The sequence below is a fragment of the Bradyrhizobium sp. GW821-FHT12B03 genome (assembly GCF_058807535.1).
Window position 1 is genome coordinate 93,134 of record NZ_JBXAQU010000006.1, and the last position, 15,241, is coordinate 108,374.

Consider the following 15,241-nt stretch of genomic DNA (forward strand, 5'->3'; position numbering starts at 1 on the left):
TTCGGATGTCACAACATATCTTTCAGACCGAAAGTCATCGGAATGAGCTTCCAGCTCTCGTACTGCTGCTTCGGCATGAATGAATAGACCTGGCACTGCACGATGGCGCGCTTGGCGCTCTCGGCCACCGCCTGGGCGATCGACCGTGACGGCCCCCTCACCGCGACGACAATCGGCTCGGACGCGAGCGATCCGTCGATCTTCATGGGAATGTCGATGTCGGCTTCGTATTGATCGGCGTCCTGCCCGTTATAGGTGGGCGTGAAACAGCGCTTGACCGCGCCCTGGAACGCACCTCGCCAGGTCGCGACGTTGTTGGCGGCCGTCCCGGTCGTCGATCCCAGCGCAGCGGACGCATTCAGCGCCGAGCCGGTGAGCTCGTGTCGGGTCGCGGCGCGCTTGTCGAGGTCGCGCTGGATCTGCGCGGGATCGAAGCTGCGCTCCTTGGGCTTCGGCTGCTGCTGCGGCTGCACCGCCGCGACCTTCTGCTCCACGGGTTTGGGCGGCGGCTTCTTGGTGTCCAGCTTCTTCTGGAGCTCGGCGATCGGATCTTCCTTGGCCGGATCAGGCTTCTTTTCCGGCGGCTTCGGTTCTTCCTTCGGCTTCGCCTCGGCGACGGGCTTCGGCGGCTCGGGCTTCTTCTCGACCGGCTTCTCGACGGGTTTGGGCGGCGGCTCTGGCTGCGAGTTGGTCTTGATCAGCTCTTTCTTCTCGGTGACCTTGCCGACGGCGTCTTCCTCGGGCTTGGCTTCGGCGATCTTCTCGACCTTGGGCTTCGGCTCTTCCTTCTTGCCGGTCTTCTGCCCCGACATCATCTTGGCGAGTTGATCGGAGGAGATGATGTCGACCGGGAGCGACTCTTCCGGCGCGACAAAGGCCCTGCTGCTAAAGGTGACCAGTCCCCATCCAAGCACGAGGACGTGGAGGGCAATCGACGCAACGAGTGTCTTGTCGACGTTCACCTTCACCGGTTTAGGACCCCTGATCCGCTTCGGTGACGAGCGCCAGCTTCTTGAATCCGGCCCCGGACAACAGGCCCATGACCCTGGCTACCGTGCCGTAATCCGCCTTCTTGTCGGCGCGCAGATAGATGCGCTCCTCGAGCCCGCCGCGCGCATCCGTGATCGCCTTCAGCTTCGGCACCAGATCGTTCAGCGCCACCTCGGAATCGTTGATGAAGACCTTGCCCTTGATGTCGACCGACATCTGAAGCGGCTTCTGGTCGTTGTTCTCGAGGCTCTTGGCCTGGGTCTTCGGCAGGTCGAGCGGCACACCGACCGTCAACATCGGCGCCGAGACCATGAAGATGATGAGCAGCACCAGCATCACGTCGACCATCGGCGTGACGTTGATCTCGGCCACGACGGGCTTGCGCCGACCACGGCGCCCGCCGCCTCCGGACGAACTGGCTACGTTCATCGCCATGATCGAATGCCCAAATTGCCCTTCACACTATACATGCCGTCCGTCAGCCACGCTCGTCGATCTGACGCGACAGGATGGCTGAAAATTCATCGGCGAAGCCTTCGAGCCGCTGGGCCTGCCGGTTCACCTCGGAGGTGAACTTATTGTAGAAGATAGTGGCAGGAATGGCGGCGATAAGGCCGACGGCGGTCGCAAACAGCGCCTCGGCGATACCGGGGGCGACCACCGCCAGAGAGGTATTTTTCGACGCCGCGATCGACTGGAAGCTCGACATGATGCCCCAGACCGTGCCGAACAGGCCGACGAAGGGGCCGGCGGAGCCGACGGTGGCCAGCACCAGCAGCCGGCGCTCGAGGCGCTCGACCTCGCGGGCGATCGAGACGTTCATGACCTTGTCGATGCGCATCTGAAGGCCCGCGACCGAGCGGGCCTGGTTCTCGAACGAACGCTTCCATTCGCGCATCGCCGCCACGAAGCAGGCTGCCATCGAATGCGTGGGCTTGGCCGAGAGAGTGCGATAAAGCTCCTCGATCGACTCGCCGGACCAGAACGCCTGTTCGAAACGGTCCATCGAGCGGCGGGTGCGGGCAAACAGGAAAATCTTGTCGATGGCGATCGCCCAGACCCAGACCGAGCAGGCCAGAAGTCCCAGCATCACCGCTTTCACGATCCAGTGAGCCTGCCAGAACAGCGCAATCAGCGACACGTCCGCGGAAGCGGCAACCGGAAGGGCTGACTGAGCCACGTCGGCCGGATTCATAAGCAGTATCCTCTCACGGCGATCGTTACCTGATGCTCCGGCCCACAAATGGCTGCCGGTTCCCCAACTGCCGCGCTAGAACCGGCGCGGCCGGCAAGCCCGCTCAAAGCCTTGTCTTTCTGGGGTGCAGGGGGCTCGTCCAAAGCCGGCCGCCTGCATTCCCTGCCAAGATGTCAAAACTATGGGCCTCGACGACGGCTATGGGCGCGATTGTCCGCGATTACCAGAGCCCGCCGATGGTTAATGCGAGGTTACCGCAGGCGAATTTGGCTGCGGGAAAGGTAGGCAGCGCAGGGGGATGGGTGGCGGCCCGCAGGCACTGGCCCCAAATGGCCCGTGCGGGTTCCCCCTAGGTCGTCCTGGCGAAGGCCAGGACCCAGACCGCGAAGCCGTGCACAGTCGAAGTCCCCAAGGAACGTCCAGTCTTCGCCCAACCACGCCCTGGGGTAATGGGTCCTGGCCTTCGCCAGGACGACACCGGGGAGCTACCGAAACGATGCGCGGCTCAGGCCGCCGAGGCCGGCTCGGGGCAATTGGTCAGTCGCGCGGGATTGCCGATCGCGGTGCAGCCAGCGGGCACGTCGCCAATCACAACGGCGCCGGCGCCGATCTTTGCGGAATCGCCGATCCTGATGTCGCCGAGAATGGTCGCGCCGCCGCCGATATAGACGCCGCGGCCGATGCGCGGCGAGCGCGTCGGCAGTTCACCGCAACGGCCGATGCTGACGTTCTGGAGGATGGTGACCTCGTCGCCGATCACGACATTCGCACCGATCACGATGCCGGTGGCGTGGTCGAGATAGACGGACGATCCGATGCTGGCCGCCGGATGAATGCTGACCTGCAGCAGGTTGGACGCCTCGTTCTGGAACAGCAGCGCCGCATCGCGATGGCCGCGGCGCCACAGCCAGTTCGAGACGCGCCAGGCTTGCAGCGCGACATAGCCCTTGTAATGCAGCAGCGGCGGCAGCAGCTCGGCGACGGCGGGATCGCGCAGTGCGATGGCCTGCAGGTCTCGGCCGGCGGTTTCGACCACGTCCGGCTCGCCTTGAAAGGCGTCGCGGGAATAGGACGTGAAGCGCGCGCGCTCGGTGGTGCCGCTGCCGAGCCGCTGCCCGATCAGATCGGCCAAGGCGGCGGCAAAATCATCGTGAGCGAGAACGGCCCTCGCAAGGGTCGTGCCGAACACGGGATCGGCTTCAACCGCGCGCTGCGCCTCGCTGCGGACCCGTTGCCAGAGGCCGTCGCTCGCCGTGATCGCAGCTTCCGCCATTGTCGCCTCCGGTCCGCCTGCTTTTGTGAAGGCGAATATAGGCGGTCCGCATCAAGGCGCCAGTCACGGCGCCGGGATGCGCTTGCCGTCGCCCTCGACGCCGGCCAAGCCCGCTTGCGCAGGCTGAGCGCATAGAGGCCGGGCCCGGCACGAATCGGGTTCTACGGGTCCTGCACATGCGCGTGATCAACGCCGCAGAGCGAGCGCCCGCCGGCGCACAGGCGGAAATGGCAGTCGGGATCGAACGCGCAGCTGCCATAGACGAGGCTGATATAGCCAAGCACCGCGAAGGCGGTCACGCCGATCAGGAAGCGGGTGTAGAGGTCCATGGTGCACCTCGTCCAGACAAGAGCAGCGCGGGCCGGTGAGGCAGCGCGCACGAGTCTTGGTGTCGGATGACTGAGTCCGGGTTCTGGCCGCGCGTAGCCAAGCAATGGCTCGATCTACTCCTTCTCCCCGTTCTTACGGGGCCGCGACGAGCTTCGCTCGCGCCGAGAAGGTTGGGGTGGGCGGCCTCGCTCCACACACGGGATGGTCGATAGACCTGTACCCCCACCCACCGCGCCCAGGAGCGCAAATGCGCTCCCGACCGCGTCGACCTCTTCCCGCAAGCGGGGCGAGGTGAAAAACCAAACCGCCCGCCTGCGGGTTGCGCAGACGGGCGGCTCGGGGCCATCAGGACTTTGGGGGCATGCGCCTGAAGGCTTTGAGAGGTGTCCGGATCAACCCTGCTGCTGGTCGGTCGGCGGCGGGGTCGGACGCGTCTTGTGCTGCGCCATGAACTGGTCGAACTCTTCCTTGTCCTTGGCGTGACGCAGACGGTCGAGGAAGTTCTTGAATTCGACCTGCTCCTCCTCGAGCCGCTGCAGCGTCTCGGTGCGGTATTCGTCGAAGGCGCGGTTGCCGCTCGAGGGCGGCCCGAAGCCGAAGCCGAAACCACGGCGCTCCATGCGGCCGCGCATGCGGTCCATCTTGTACTGCATCCGCTCCATCTTGTTCTGCCAGCGATCCTGGTGGCTCCAGCAACCCATTTTTCTGCTCCCGAGTGTGAAAAAGAGAAGGGCAAGTCCGATCGGCCACCAGATGATGAAGCCGAGGATGGTCACGGCGATCCAGCCGGGATGCCAGGGCGTGTCGAGCATATGGGGGCGCTCATAGCGTTCGTCTGGGGAACCGCGCCAACGATTGACATCAGCGGTGTAGGCCATTTCCATCTCCATCACGGCACCAGCGCCGTTGTGAATGTAAATAACATTTACATAGCTAGACCATCCCGCGATTTTGTCAAGCCGGCCGCCTGACAGGGTCGCCGAATTATTTGCGCAACTTTATTTCGGCTTGCCCCAGGGACCACCCGGCGGCACGCCAGAACCGGAGGACGCCTCCGGTGGCACCGGTGGCGGCTCCGCGCTCTTCGGCGGAGGGCGGCGGTCGGTCGGGAAGCCGAGCCCGCGCAGATAGATCAGCACCTCGGCCTCGAGCAGCTCGTCCGGCGACATCGGCAGTTTGCGTCGCGCGGCATCGCCACGCGAGAACAGCGAGGCGACGCCATGCGCCATCGACCAGATGTGCAGCGCCATCATCATCGCCGGCGGCCGCGGCGTGCCGGGCGGCGCGAGTGCCGCAAGCCGCTCGGCAGCGGCGCGAATGATGTTGAAAGCACGCTCGCTTGCAGCCTGCAGCGCGGGATTGGCATCGACCGGCAGGCCCGATTCGAACATCGCATTGTAGAACGCCGGCTCCTCGCGGGCGAAGGCGAGATAGGCCTTGCCGACGCGCTCGAACGCCGTGACCGTGTCGGGCCGCCCGTCGTCCCAGGCCGCGGTCAACCGCGCCTCGAACTGCTCGAAGCCGCGCTGGGCGATCGAGGACAACAGCTCGTCGCGGTCGCGGAAGTGCCGGTACGGCGCGGCGGCGCTGACACCGGCCATGCGCGCGGCATCGGCAAAGGTAAAGCCGGCCGCGCCCTTCTCGGCAATCAAGCCGAGGGCAGCCTGCAACAGGGCTTCCTTCAGATTGCCGTGGTGATAGCCGCGCTCGGCGCGGCGCTGCTCCTTGCGCCAGCTCATGTGAACGAGCTTTACATGAGCCGGGGGTGAAGGTCACTAGCGGGAATCGGGCGTGATTAACCTGTACCGCGACGGCCCTACCGGGCCGACGCGTCAGCATCGAGCCCGGAAACGACGTCTTCGGAGGTCAAAGCTGCGGAATCGCCAGCACAGGCATGACCTCGATCGCCTCGCCCGGGAAGATCGCAAAATGCGGATGGTTCTCGAACAGCCTGGCGGCTTCCTCCTGCGAGGCCGCCCGCACCACCGTGAAGCCGGTCAGCGCATTGCTGATCTCGGTGATGCCGCTTCCGTCGATCCTGCGGGTCTTGCCGAGCGGGCCCCCCATCTCGACGATGACGGCCTTGTGCTTCTCGACCCAGCCGTGCCAGGCGGCCATGCCCTCCCGCTCCCTCGCCTTGCGTTCGGCCTCGGGAAGCGCGTGCCAGGCCGCCATTTTCGGCCCGCTCATGCTGCCGAGATAGACGGCGAGGAATTTGTGTTCGGTGCTCATCGGTTCTCTCCCTTTTTGATCGATTGACGACAACCGCGAACTCGTCGCGGCTGCCGTGGTTATGTCTTGAGGTCGTCGAAGCCGGCAGCGGCGGCCTGCACCTCAGGCGGAAAGTCGGCCATCTCCTGCACCTGCCGGATCTCGATCACCTCGTTGGCCGAGGCCGGGCACCGCTTCGCCCAGGCGATCGCCTCGGCACGCGAGGCGACCTCAATCATCCAGTAACCGCCCAGAACCTCCTTGGCTTCCGCGAACGGGCCGTCGGTCACGACAGGCTCGCCGGTGGCAAACGACACGCGCGCGCCGGTCGAGGGCGGATGCAGGCCGTCGAGCGTGATCAGGACGCCGGCATCCTTCAGCGCCTCGTTGTAACGCATCATCGCGGCGACCCGCTCGGGATCGAGTTGCACGTCCGGCGGCGCAGTCTCGTAGCCGAGCGGGATCATCAGCATCATGAATCGCATGGAGCTTCCTTGCTTACCTGGTCATTCCGGGATGCGCCGGAATGACGGGGGAGATGAACGGGGCGGACCGGCCCCGCGCTCCCCTGCAAGACGAACGCCTTGCCGTGGAACCGACAGCGTGGCGAAAATTATTTCGGGGCCATGCTTCGGAGGTTCCTGGGTCAGCGCGGCTGTGGCACGAACCGGCCGTCCTGGAACGCAGCGCCGAAATAGACCTCGATCCGACGGACCTTGCCGGCCGCGAAGGTGAAGAACTCGATGTTGCGGAAGCTCCTGCCATCCGACGCCAGGCAGTGATAGGTGACGAAGGCCTCGTTGCCGACGACGAAGATGCGCTCGATATCGTGGCGCGCGATCCAGCCGGTGTCCCGCCAGCAGCGTTCGAAATAGGTCGCCTTGTCGAGGTCGTCGTCGAACGGGCTGGTGAAGCGGAAGTCGTCGGCGAGCGCCTCGCTCACCCGTTGCCGGTCATTGGCGAGATAGGCGGCGAAGAGGTCTCGGATCAGGCGCGCATGGTCGTCAGGCATCGGTCGGCCTCCTTCGCAGACGTCGTATGGAAGACGGTGCAGCGGCGGCCGCGCCGACATCGCGCGAAGCGCGGAGCAGAGAACGCAAGATATTTCCGGACCGGCTCCGTACAAATACGCTCCACCATATGAATTCTGTCGTGCAGATAGGGAACGAACGTTCGTGAATTGAACGACATATCCGGAACCCGTGAAACTACGGAACCCGACGCAGATCCCCGCGAGGGTTAACAGTTGCTCAAGACGCCTGTGCAAATTTTCGAGAGGGCGAGACGGCCTGGGGGACCCAGCCGCATCGCTTCGGGACCATTGCGCGGAGCTCACGTGTTCAATTTCAGCAGCAAGGCCAGGATCCAGCACGCGCTCGCTGAAGTCGCAGCGATCGACCGGTCGCAGGCGGTGATCGAGTTCAAGCTCGATGGCACCATCATCGATGCCAATGCGAACTTCCTGGAGGCGATGGGCTATGCGCTCGAGGAGATCCGGGGCAGGCACCACGGCATGTTCGTCGCGGCCGAAGAGCGCGAGAGCGCCGGCTATCGCGACTTCTGGGCACGGCTCAACCGCGGCGAATACCAGACAGCGCAATACAAGCGCTACGGCAAGCACGGCAAGTTGATCTGGATCCAGGCGTCCTACAACCCGCTGCGCGACCAGAACGGCAAGGTGGTTGGTGTCATCAAGTTCGCCACCGACATCACCGCGCAGAAGATCCGGAGCATGGAGGACGCCGGCAAGATCGCCGCCATCGGCCGCGCCCAGGCCGTGATCGAGTTCGACATGGACGGCACCATCGTCACCGCCAACGAGAACTTCCTGAAGGCGATGGGCTATGCGCTCGACGAGATCAAGGGCAAGCACCACAGCATGTTCGTGCCTCCGAAGGACCGCGCCAGCGCGGCCTATGCCGAACTCTGGGCGCGGCTCAACCGCGGCGAGTTCGATGCCGCCGAATACAAGCGGCTCGGCAAGGGGGCCAGGGAAATCTGGATTCTCGCCACCTACAATCCGATCCTCGACGAGGCCGGCAAGCCATTCAGAGTGGTGAAGTTCGCAACCGACGTCACCGCGCAGAAGATGAAGGCGGCCGACAATGACGGCCAGCTCGCCGCGATCCAGAAATCGCAGGCCGTGATCGAGTTCAACATGGACGGCACGATCCGCACCGCCAACCAGAACTTCCTGAACGCGATGGGCTATTCGCTGGCCGAGATCAAGGGCCAGCACCACTCCATGTTCGTCGAGCCGAGCGAGAAGAACTCGCCCGCCTACCGGCAGTTCTGGGAGACGCTCAATCGCGGCGAATACCAGGCCGCCGAATACAAGCGCATCGGCAAGGGCGGCCGCGAGATCTGGATCCAGGCGTCCTACAACCCGATCTTCGACCTCAACGGCGAGCCCTACAAGGTGGTGAAATACGCCACCGACATCACCGCGCAGGCGATCGGCCGCAAGAAGGCCGAGAATGCGCGCGGGCTGATCGAGGCGGTTGCCGCCGGCAGCGAGCAGATGAGCGCCTCGATCCGCGAGATCTCCGAGACCATGGCCAAGTCGCGCGAGAATTCCAAGGTCGCGGCAAACCGGGTGGATGCGGCGGACGGCCAGGCCCAGAAGCTGAACGCGGCGGCACAGGCCATGAGCGGCATCGTCGAGATGATCGCCGGCATCACCAGCCAGATCAATCTGCTCGCGCTCAACGCCACGATCGAATCGGCGCGCGCGGGCGAGGCCGGCCGCGGCTTTGCGGTGGTCGCCTCCGAGGTCAAGAATCTCGCCAATCAGGCCAAGCAGGCGACCGACACCATCACCTCCGAAATCGACGCGCTGAACACCATCTCCGGCGACGTCGTCAGCTCGCTGAGCGCGATCAAGGCCGCGATCGCCGGCGTCAACGAGTTCATCAGCTCCACCGCCGCCGCGGTCGAGGAGCAGAGCATCGTGACGGCGGACATGTCGGCCAACATGCAGCGTGCCTCGGCCGAGCTGTCGTAGGCAGCTTCCATCGCCGCCTCGCCTGCCCCTTCGGCCGCGCATCGAACACCGGCGCGGCCGGCGCGCGCATGGAATGACGTGCATCGCCCCCAATTCATCATTGCTGTGCCTGACGATCGAAAAATAGTTGCACAATCAATGCGTGTATGGCCTATTGCGCCACGGGGATGAGGAAACAGCGAGGCTATTGCTAGCCGTTCGCAGTTTTCCGTTGGTTTGGGGCTGAGACAGTTCTTATGAGATCGAAGATCGGGGCGCTGCCCCTTTTGCTTGTCGGATTTTTGTTGGCGAGTTGCGCGAGCCCACGCGGCCTCGATGAACCGCCCTTGCAGCTCCCGCCGTTGAAGCCCGGTCTTGGCCGTGTCTACTTCACCCGGCCGGGCGAATTTGCGGGGTCGGCAGTTCAGCCCGAGATTCGGATGAACAATGAAGTCGTCGGCAGGTCCACGCCCGGTGGGTTCTCTTATGTCGATCGCCCCCCTGGGAAATACACCGTGACGACCGCGACCGAGGTCGAAAACGCGGTGACGTTCCAGCTGGCCGCGGGCGAGACGAAGTACATCAAAACGGCGGTGTCAGCCGGCATCCTCGTTGGCCACGTCACGCCAACGCTCGAATTCCCCGAGCAGGGACAATCCGACATCAACCGCCTCAGATACGTCGGCAAGCCCTGATCCCTTGCGCAGGGGCAGCTAAACTGTCATGTCGCTGTCCTGAGCAAAGGACAGCGTCATGACCTCCTCCCTCGCCAAAGTCGCCCTCGTCACCGGAGCCGCGCGCGGCATCGGGCTTGCGACCGCGAGGAAATTCCTGGCCGAGGGCTGGCGCGTGGCGCTGCTCGACATCGAAGGCGAGTTGCTCGGCCGCGCGGTCGGCGAGATCGGCCAAGGCGAGGCAACGCTGGCGCTGACCTGCGACGTCTCGGACGCGGCCGCGGTCGGCGCCGCGATGACGGCGATCGAGCGGCGGTTCGGCCGGCTCGACGCGCTCGTCAACAATGCCGGGATCGCCGTGTTCGCGCCGCTGATGGAGACGTCGGATGCCGACTGGCGGCGCGTGCTCGAGGTCAACCTCACCGGCCCGTTCCTGTGCACCAAGGCCGCGGTGCCCTTGATGCGCGACAGCGATGGCGGGGCCATCGTCAACATCACCTCGATCTCCGCGGTGCGTGCCTCGACCTTGCGCTCGGCCTACGGCACCAGCAAGGCGGGCCTTGCGCATCTGACCAAGCAGCTCGCGGTCGAGCTCGCCTCGCTCAACATCCGCGTCAACGCGGTCGCGCCGGGGCCGGTCGACACCGCGATGGCCAAGCAGGTGCATACCAAGGAGATCCGCGCCGACTATCACGACGCCATCCCGCTCAACCGCTATGGCCTCGAAGAGGAGCTCGCCGAAGCGATCTTCTTCCTGTGCTCGGGAAGCGCAAGCTACATCACCGGCCAAATTTTGGCCGTCGATGGCGGCTTCGATGCAGCCGGCATCGGCCTGCCGACGCTGCGCGGGCAAAGGCGGAACGGGTAGAACCTTGGAGGGTGGGCAAAGGCGCAATGCGCCGTGCCCACCATCGTTCCGGACCCGCGGTGTCAATGGTGGGCACGCCACGCTTTGCCCACCCTACGGGATCGAGCTGGTGGAGTGCTTCATGCGACGCGTTGCCCTCGTCATCGCCCTAACGCTCACGACCGCCCTGCTCGCCGCTGCACCCACTGCCGCCGAGATCCGCATCATCCAATCGCCGGGCGGACAGGTCGGGCCGTTCCTCGACCTGTTCGAGAAGGTGCGCGAGAGCGGCGAGCGCGTGGTGATCGACGGTCCCTGTCTGTCGGCCTGCACGCTGGTGCTGAGCATCGTGCCGGGCGAGCGCATCTGCGTCACCAAACGCGCCGTGCTCGGCTTTCATGCGGCGCGCTCGGTCGACCGGCGCGGGCGCTCTTACGCCGAGCCCGAGGCGTCCGACGCGGTCCTCCAGGCCTATCCCGGTCCGGTGCGCGACTGGATCAGCCGCCGTGGTGGTCTCTCGTCGCGGCTGTTGTTGTTGAAGGGGCGCGATCTCGCCGCGATCTATCCGCGCTGCCGCTGACGCAGCGATTCGCGGGGCCGCAATCGGTCCACCGCATGCCCCGACCGGAATGGATGCGGCCCTTGTCCAAAGACTGGGCAAAATGCGGCTCGCAGCCGGCTCGTCCGCTCATCTGCTTCGCAATATCTGCCCAAATTACGCGATTTCGAACTCTTCCTGACGGTCTATGATGATCCTGCATTTTTGAGATCAATCATTTTCAAAACAGGGCATGCCATGCAGCCCATCGATTTTCGCTACCGCCTCTCGGACCAGGGATGCATCGTCCTCGGCCCGCTGAGCCGCGAAGAAACCCTCGAATTCGAGGTGCTGTCCCGACGTGACCGCGAGGGCCTGATCGACCTTTCGTCCGAGCTGCGGCTGCTCGAGCTCTATGTGAAGTACGCTGGTGCAGGCATCCAGGTTCCGCGCGCACCATCGGAACTCTTGCGCCAGCCACGCGAGACGCTGCGCTGGCAAGCGCCAACCCCACTTCCGTCGCAACAGCACAAATACGTTGTTCCCACGGTCATCGTGATGAGCGTGAGCTTCCTGCTGATTGCAACGTTGATGGGCTGACGAACGATCGCCGCGATGACAGAAAAACCGCGGCATATGTGAAGCGCGTCACACTAAAGCCAAGTTGGATTGGCATAGCTTGCGTCAAGCGACATCGATGTCCGTGGAGATCATCATGACCAGCATCAGCACCGACGGACACGCTGATTCGCAAGCTCAGTCGTCACTCCTGCGGCGAGGCGGCGAACAGGCCTTCACCTTGTCGTTCTTGATCGCGATCGCGGTCGCGACCCTCGGCTGGCTCTACATGCTCGGGCAAGGAACCGTGGCCGTCGCAGGCTGGCTGTTCTTCTAAGAGAAAAGAGCCTGCATCAACGGCGCGAGCTTGATGCTGGCGCAGATGAGCATTCCCCAAAGAGCAAAATTAATCTGTAGCGCCGCCGCCATCGGTCGCCCCCTCCAAGTCACGTCCGCCCTGATTTGTAGATTTTGTGAAACAACAATTAGCGATTCGGTGGCAGAGTTTACAGCCTAATATTTCGCCAGTTGTTGTGCGATGCGATCCGCTTGAATCAACAAAGCAGTTCGCGACTCCAGCGAAGCTGCGCCGCACGGGCTGTATACAGTCGTACCAGCGATACGGTTCCCTCAGGTTCCAATTGGCGTCCGAGTCCAAAAGTTCCCGGCGGATGCGCATCGGGCGACGTGATCACAGTTCGACGCGTCCCTCTCTCTTTCCACGAGAGAGAGGGCCTCGCGACTCAACGCCTGATCCAGGCCATCACACCCGTATGCTCACATCCCCTCCGCCGGGCAGTTCACCATCCAGGGAATGCCGAACTTGTCGACGCACATGCCAAAGCCCTTGGCCCAGAACGTCTTGCTGAAGGGCATGGTGACGGCGCCGCCGTCGGCGAGCGCGTTGAACTTGCGCTCGGCGTCCGCGACGTCGGTGATCGTCAGCGAGATCGAAAAGCCCTGCGGCTTCTGGACATGCTCGGACGGCGCGTCGGAGGCCATCAGCACGCTGCCGCCGGGCAGCGACATCCGCGCATGCATGATCGTCTTCTCGCGGCCGGGTGCGGCCGGCATGTCCGGCGGCGCGTCCGAGGCGCGCATCATCGCATCGATCTTGCCGCCGAGAACCTTGGCGTAATAGTTGAAGGCCGCTTCGCAGGTGTCCTGATAGAACAGATACGGATTGAGCATCGTTTTCTCTCCTTTTCCTTGCTTCTCTTTTCCTTGGGCAGTGAGGCTCATTGTTTCTCGGTGAGCTTCTTCAGGCTGGCGAGACCGGCCTCGAAGTCCTTGCCGATCATGTTGTCCATGTTGATGAACACCTGCATCAGCTTGGACATGAAGGGCGCCGGACCGTACATCGCCCATGTGACCAGCGTGGCATCGCCTTGCGGCACAAAGGTGAACTCGGCGGTGTTGTGGCCTTCGAAGGGCCGCTCGAAATCGAGCTTGATGCGGAGCTTGGAGGGCGTGTTCGCCTCGAGGATTTCCATGTGGCCGGCGCCGACGTTGTTGTTGCCGTCCCAGGCATAGGTCGCGCCCCTGCCCTGTGCAGTTCCTCCGAACATCCGCTTCATGGCGGGGTCGCGGCTCTCATAGGGTGACCATCCGGTCCAGCGGTGGAAATCGGCGACCAGCGGATAGATCGCATCGGCCGGCGCCTTCACCGCGAGGCTGCGTTCGACGCGGAATGTGTCGGATTTTGTCAGTGCGAAGACGAGGACACCCGCAATTCCGATCGCGAGCACGATGGCGATGATGGCAATGGCTTTCAGCATGAATGGCTCCCTGGATACGGGCTAAGGACGAAGGGGAACGGCGGGGGCCGACAATCGGGAAGCGAATTTTTTGGCGCACTACCCACCCCACGTCATGGCCGGGCTTGTCCCGGCCATCCACGTCTTGGACACAAGAAAGAACGTGGATGCCCGGGACAAGCCCGGGCATGACGGCGCGGGCTATAGGGGCGCCCTATTTCACCTTCACGCTCTGCCTGGCGCCGCCATTGGTTCCCTTCGGCTGGCTGTCCCGGATCAGGCGATCAATGTGCATGCGGATGTGGGCGGCTTCGGCCGAGGTGTTGGCGAGCGCGATGGCGCGGTCGAAGGCGATGCGGGCTTCGTCGTTGCGGCCGAGCTGCATCAGGAAGGCGCCGCGCACGCCGTAGAAATGGAAGTAGTTGGCAAGCTTCGGCGCCAGCGGCTCGATCAGGTCGAGCGCGGCCTGCGGGCCACGTACCTTGGACACCGCGACTGCGCGGTTGAGCGTCACCACCGGCGAAGGCTGCACCAGTTCCAGTGCGCCATAGAGCAGGTCGATCTGGGCCCAGTCGGTCTCCTCCGGCGTCGCGGCACGGGCATGCAGCGCGGCGATCGCGGCCTGGATCTGGTAGGGCCCGCTGCGGCGATGACGCATCGCCTTGTCGATCAGCGCAAGGCCCTCCGCGATCATGGTGCCGTTCCACAGCGAGCGGTCCTGGTCCTCCAGCAGGATCAGCGAACCGTCGTCCGCGAACCGCGCGGCGCTGCGCGCATGCTGCAACAGCAGCAGCGCGGCGAGCCCCATGATCTCCGGCTCGCTCTGGAACAGCCGCAACAGCAGCCGCGCCAGCCGGATCGCCTCCTCGCAGAGCGGCTTCCTGATCTCGGCGGTGTCGCCGCTCGCCGAATAGCCCTCGTTGAAGATCAGGTAGATCATCGCCGCGACGCCGGCGAGCCGCTCGGAGCGTTCGACGGCTCCGGGCGTTTCGAACGGCGTCCCGGCCTCCGCGACCTTCGCCTTGGCGCGGGTGATGCGCTGCTCCATCGCGGCCTCCGAGACCAGGAATGCGCGCGCGATCTGCTTCACCGTCAACCCGGACACGATGCGCAAGGCCAGTGCGATCTGCTGCGTCGCCGGCAGCTGCGGATGGCAGCAGATGAACATCAGGCGCAAGATGTCGTCGCGATAATGCGAGCCGTCGAGCCGCTCGGCGAGCGCGCCCTCGGCATCGTCGAGATCGGAAATCGCCTGGTCGTCCTCCGGCAGCGGCGCCTGCTTGCGGGTACGCCGCACCTCGTCGATCGCGACGTTGCGGCCGACCATGATCAGCCAGGCCGCGGGATCGCGCGGCGGCCCGTTCTGCGGCCAGGTCTTGAGCGCGCGCAGGCAGGCGTTCTGGAAGGCCTCCTCGGCGGTGTCGAGATCGCGGAAATAGCGCAGCAGCGCGCCGACCGCCTGGGGTCGCGCCGAAGTCAACGCGGTCTCGATCCAGGCGGTATCGGCTTGGCTCACGTCAGGTTTCCTCCGGGCCTGAACACGCCGACGGGACGCACCTCATAGGCGCCGCCGGGATTGGCCGCGCCGAGATCACGGGCAACGTCGAGTGCGTCATCGAGATTCTTGCAATCCACGATGTAGAAGCCGAGCAACTGCTCCTTGGTCTCGGCATAGGGGCCGTCGAGCACCAGCGGCGGGTCCTCTTTGCGCAACGTCGCCGCCGCCGTGGTCGGCAGCAGCCGCGCCACCGGGCCGAGCCGGCCCTGGCTCGTGAGCTTCTCCTGCACCACGGCGAGCTTCTTCATCACGGCCTCGTCCTGGTCCTTGCTCCAGGAGCCGACGAAGTCCTCGTCGTGATAGCAAAGGATCGCATAAAGCATGGGC

20 protein-coding genes are annotated in these 15,241 nt (G+C 64.5%); 6 read left to right on the plus strand and 14 right to left on the minus strand.

Translation table 11 applies throughout. The features are described 5' to 3' along the window. Window positions 1-8 precede the first annotated feature (8 nt). The 10 genes from AC1RUR_RS13835 to AC1RUR_RS13880 form a co-directional block, all read right to left on the minus strand. Window positions 9-968 carry a protein TolA gene (locus AC1RUR_RS13835; RefSeq protein ID WP_492844779.1) on the minus strand — a complete coding sequence of 320 codons (960 nt, stop codon included), beginning with the start codon at window positions 966-968 and terminating at the stop codon, window positions 9-11. Window positions 969-972: 4 nt separating this feature from the next. Then, window positions 973-1,425, minus strand: a complete 453-nt coding sequence (tolR, locus tag AC1RUR_RS13840; protein ID WP_492844781.1) for a protein TolR — start codon at window positions 1,423-1,425, stop codon at window positions 973-975. Between the two features lie 43 nt (window positions 1,426-1,468). Beyond that, the gene (gene tolQ, locus AC1RUR_RS13845) at window positions 1,469-2,185 is read right to left on the minus strand and encodes a protein TolQ (protein WP_106948155.1); all 717 of its coding nucleotides are present in this window, start codon (window positions 2,183-2,185) and stop codon (window positions 1,469-1,471) included. 505 nt (window positions 2,186-2,690) lie between these two features. Continuing rightward, window positions 2,691-3,458, minus strand: a complete 768-nt coding sequence (locus tag AC1RUR_RS13850) for a serine acetyltransferase domain-containing protein (protein ID WP_492844783.1) — start codon at window positions 3,456-3,458, stop codon at window positions 2,691-2,693. A gap of 161 nt (window positions 3,459-3,619) precedes the next feature. Next, a complete protein-coding gene (locus AC1RUR_RS13855; RefSeq protein ID WP_492844784.1) occupies window positions 3,620-3,787 on the minus strand; it encodes a hypothetical protein in 168 nt (55 codons plus the stop codon). 393 nt (window positions 3,788-4,180) lie between these two features. Beyond that, complete coding sequence (locus tag AC1RUR_RS13860; RefSeq protein WP_492844785.1) at window positions 4,181-4,666, minus strand: DUF2852 domain-containing protein; 486 nt, start codon at window positions 4,664-4,666, stop codon at window positions 4,181-4,183. Window positions 4,667-4,786: 120 nt separating this feature from the next. Beyond that, the gene (locus AC1RUR_RS13865; protein WP_492844787.1) at window positions 4,787-5,527 is read right to left on the minus strand and encodes a TetR/AcrR family transcriptional regulator; all 741 of its coding nucleotides are present in this window, start codon (window positions 5,525-5,527) and stop codon (window positions 4,787-4,789) included. A gap of 127 nt (window positions 5,528-5,654) precedes the next feature. Further along, window positions 5,655-6,020: a YciI family protein gene (locus AC1RUR_RS13870; protein ID WP_492844789.1), complete on the minus strand. Its 366-nt coding sequence runs from the start codon at window positions 6,018-6,020 to the stop codon at window positions 5,655-5,657. A gap of 59 nt (window positions 6,021-6,079) precedes the next feature. Continuing rightward, complete coding sequence (locus AC1RUR_RS13875) at window positions 6,080-6,484, minus strand: YciI family protein (RefSeq protein WP_492844791.1); 405 nt, start codon at window positions 6,482-6,484, stop codon at window positions 6,080-6,082. A gap of 161 nt (window positions 6,485-6,645) precedes the next feature. Continuing rightward, window positions 6,646-7,011, minus strand: coding sequence for a nuclear transport factor 2 family protein (locus AC1RUR_RS13880; RefSeq protein WP_492844792.1), 366 nt, complete (start codon window positions 7,009-7,011; stop codon window positions 6,646-6,648). 324 nt (window positions 7,012-7,335) lie between these two features. On the opposite strand from AC1RUR_RS13880, the gene AC1RUR_RS13885 reads away from it, so the two are divergent. The 6 genes from AC1RUR_RS13885 (at window position 7,336) to AC1RUR_RS13910 (ending at window position 11,936) form a co-directional block, all read left to right on the plus strand. Next, window positions 7,336-9,003, plus strand: coding sequence for a methyl-accepting chemotaxis protein (locus AC1RUR_RS13885; RefSeq protein ID WP_492844795.1), 1,668 nt, complete (start codon window positions 7,336-7,338; stop codon window positions 9,001-9,003). Window positions 9,004-9,239: 236 nt separating this feature from the next. Next, entirely contained in the window at window positions 9,240-9,677 is a 438-nt protein-coding gene (locus tag AC1RUR_RS13890) for a DUF2846 domain-containing protein (protein WP_492844796.1), read from the plus strand. Between the two features lie 58 nt (window positions 9,678-9,735). Further along, window positions 9,736-10,524: an SDR family NAD(P)-dependent oxidoreductase gene (locus tag AC1RUR_RS13895; RefSeq protein WP_492844798.1), complete on the plus strand. Its 789-nt coding sequence runs from the start codon at window positions 9,736-9,738 to the stop codon at window positions 10,522-10,524. A gap of 121 nt (window positions 10,525-10,645) precedes the next feature. After that, entirely contained in the window at window positions 10,646-11,083 is a 438-nt protein-coding gene (locus AC1RUR_RS13900; RefSeq protein ID WP_492844800.1) for a hypothetical protein, read from the plus strand. Between the two features lie 216 nt (window positions 11,084-11,299). Continuing rightward, entirely contained in the window at window positions 11,300-11,641 is a 342-nt protein-coding gene (locus tag AC1RUR_RS13905) for a hypothetical protein (RefSeq protein WP_492844802.1), read from the plus strand. A gap of 115 nt (window positions 11,642-11,756) precedes the next feature. Further along, window positions 11,757-11,936, plus strand: coding sequence for a hypothetical protein (locus AC1RUR_RS13910; protein WP_492844804.1), 180 nt, complete (start codon window positions 11,757-11,759; stop codon window positions 11,934-11,936). 440 nt (window positions 11,937-12,376) lie between these two features. On the opposite strand, the gene AC1RUR_RS13915 is transcribed toward AC1RUR_RS13910, so the two are convergent. The 4 genes from AC1RUR_RS13915 to AC1RUR_RS13930 form a co-directional block, all read right to left on the minus strand. Beyond that, on the minus strand, window positions 12,377-12,790 hold the full coding sequence (locus AC1RUR_RS13915; RefSeq protein WP_492844806.1) for a VOC family protein: 414 nt from the start codon (window positions 12,788-12,790) through the stop codon (window positions 12,377-12,379). A gap of 47 nt (window positions 12,791-12,837) precedes the next feature. Beyond that, window positions 12,838-13,377: an SRPBCC family protein gene (locus tag AC1RUR_RS13920; protein WP_492844808.1), complete on the minus strand. Its 540-nt coding sequence runs from the start codon at window positions 13,375-13,377 to the stop codon at window positions 12,838-12,840. A gap of 193 nt (window positions 13,378-13,570) precedes the next feature. Next, window positions 13,571-14,872 (minus strand): RNA polymerase sigma factor, encoded by a 1,302-nt coding sequence (locus AC1RUR_RS13925; protein ID WP_492844810.1) that lies wholly within the window; start codon window positions 14,870-14,872, stop codon window positions 13,571-13,573. Further along, window positions 14,869-15,237, minus strand: coding sequence for a YciI family protein (locus tag AC1RUR_RS13930; RefSeq protein WP_011089906.1), 369 nt, complete (start codon window positions 15,235-15,237; stop codon window positions 14,869-14,871). The genes AC1RUR_RS13925 and AC1RUR_RS13930 overlap by 4 nt, the downstream gene beginning before the upstream one ends. Between the last annotated feature and the right edge of the window lie 4 nt (window positions 15,238-15,241).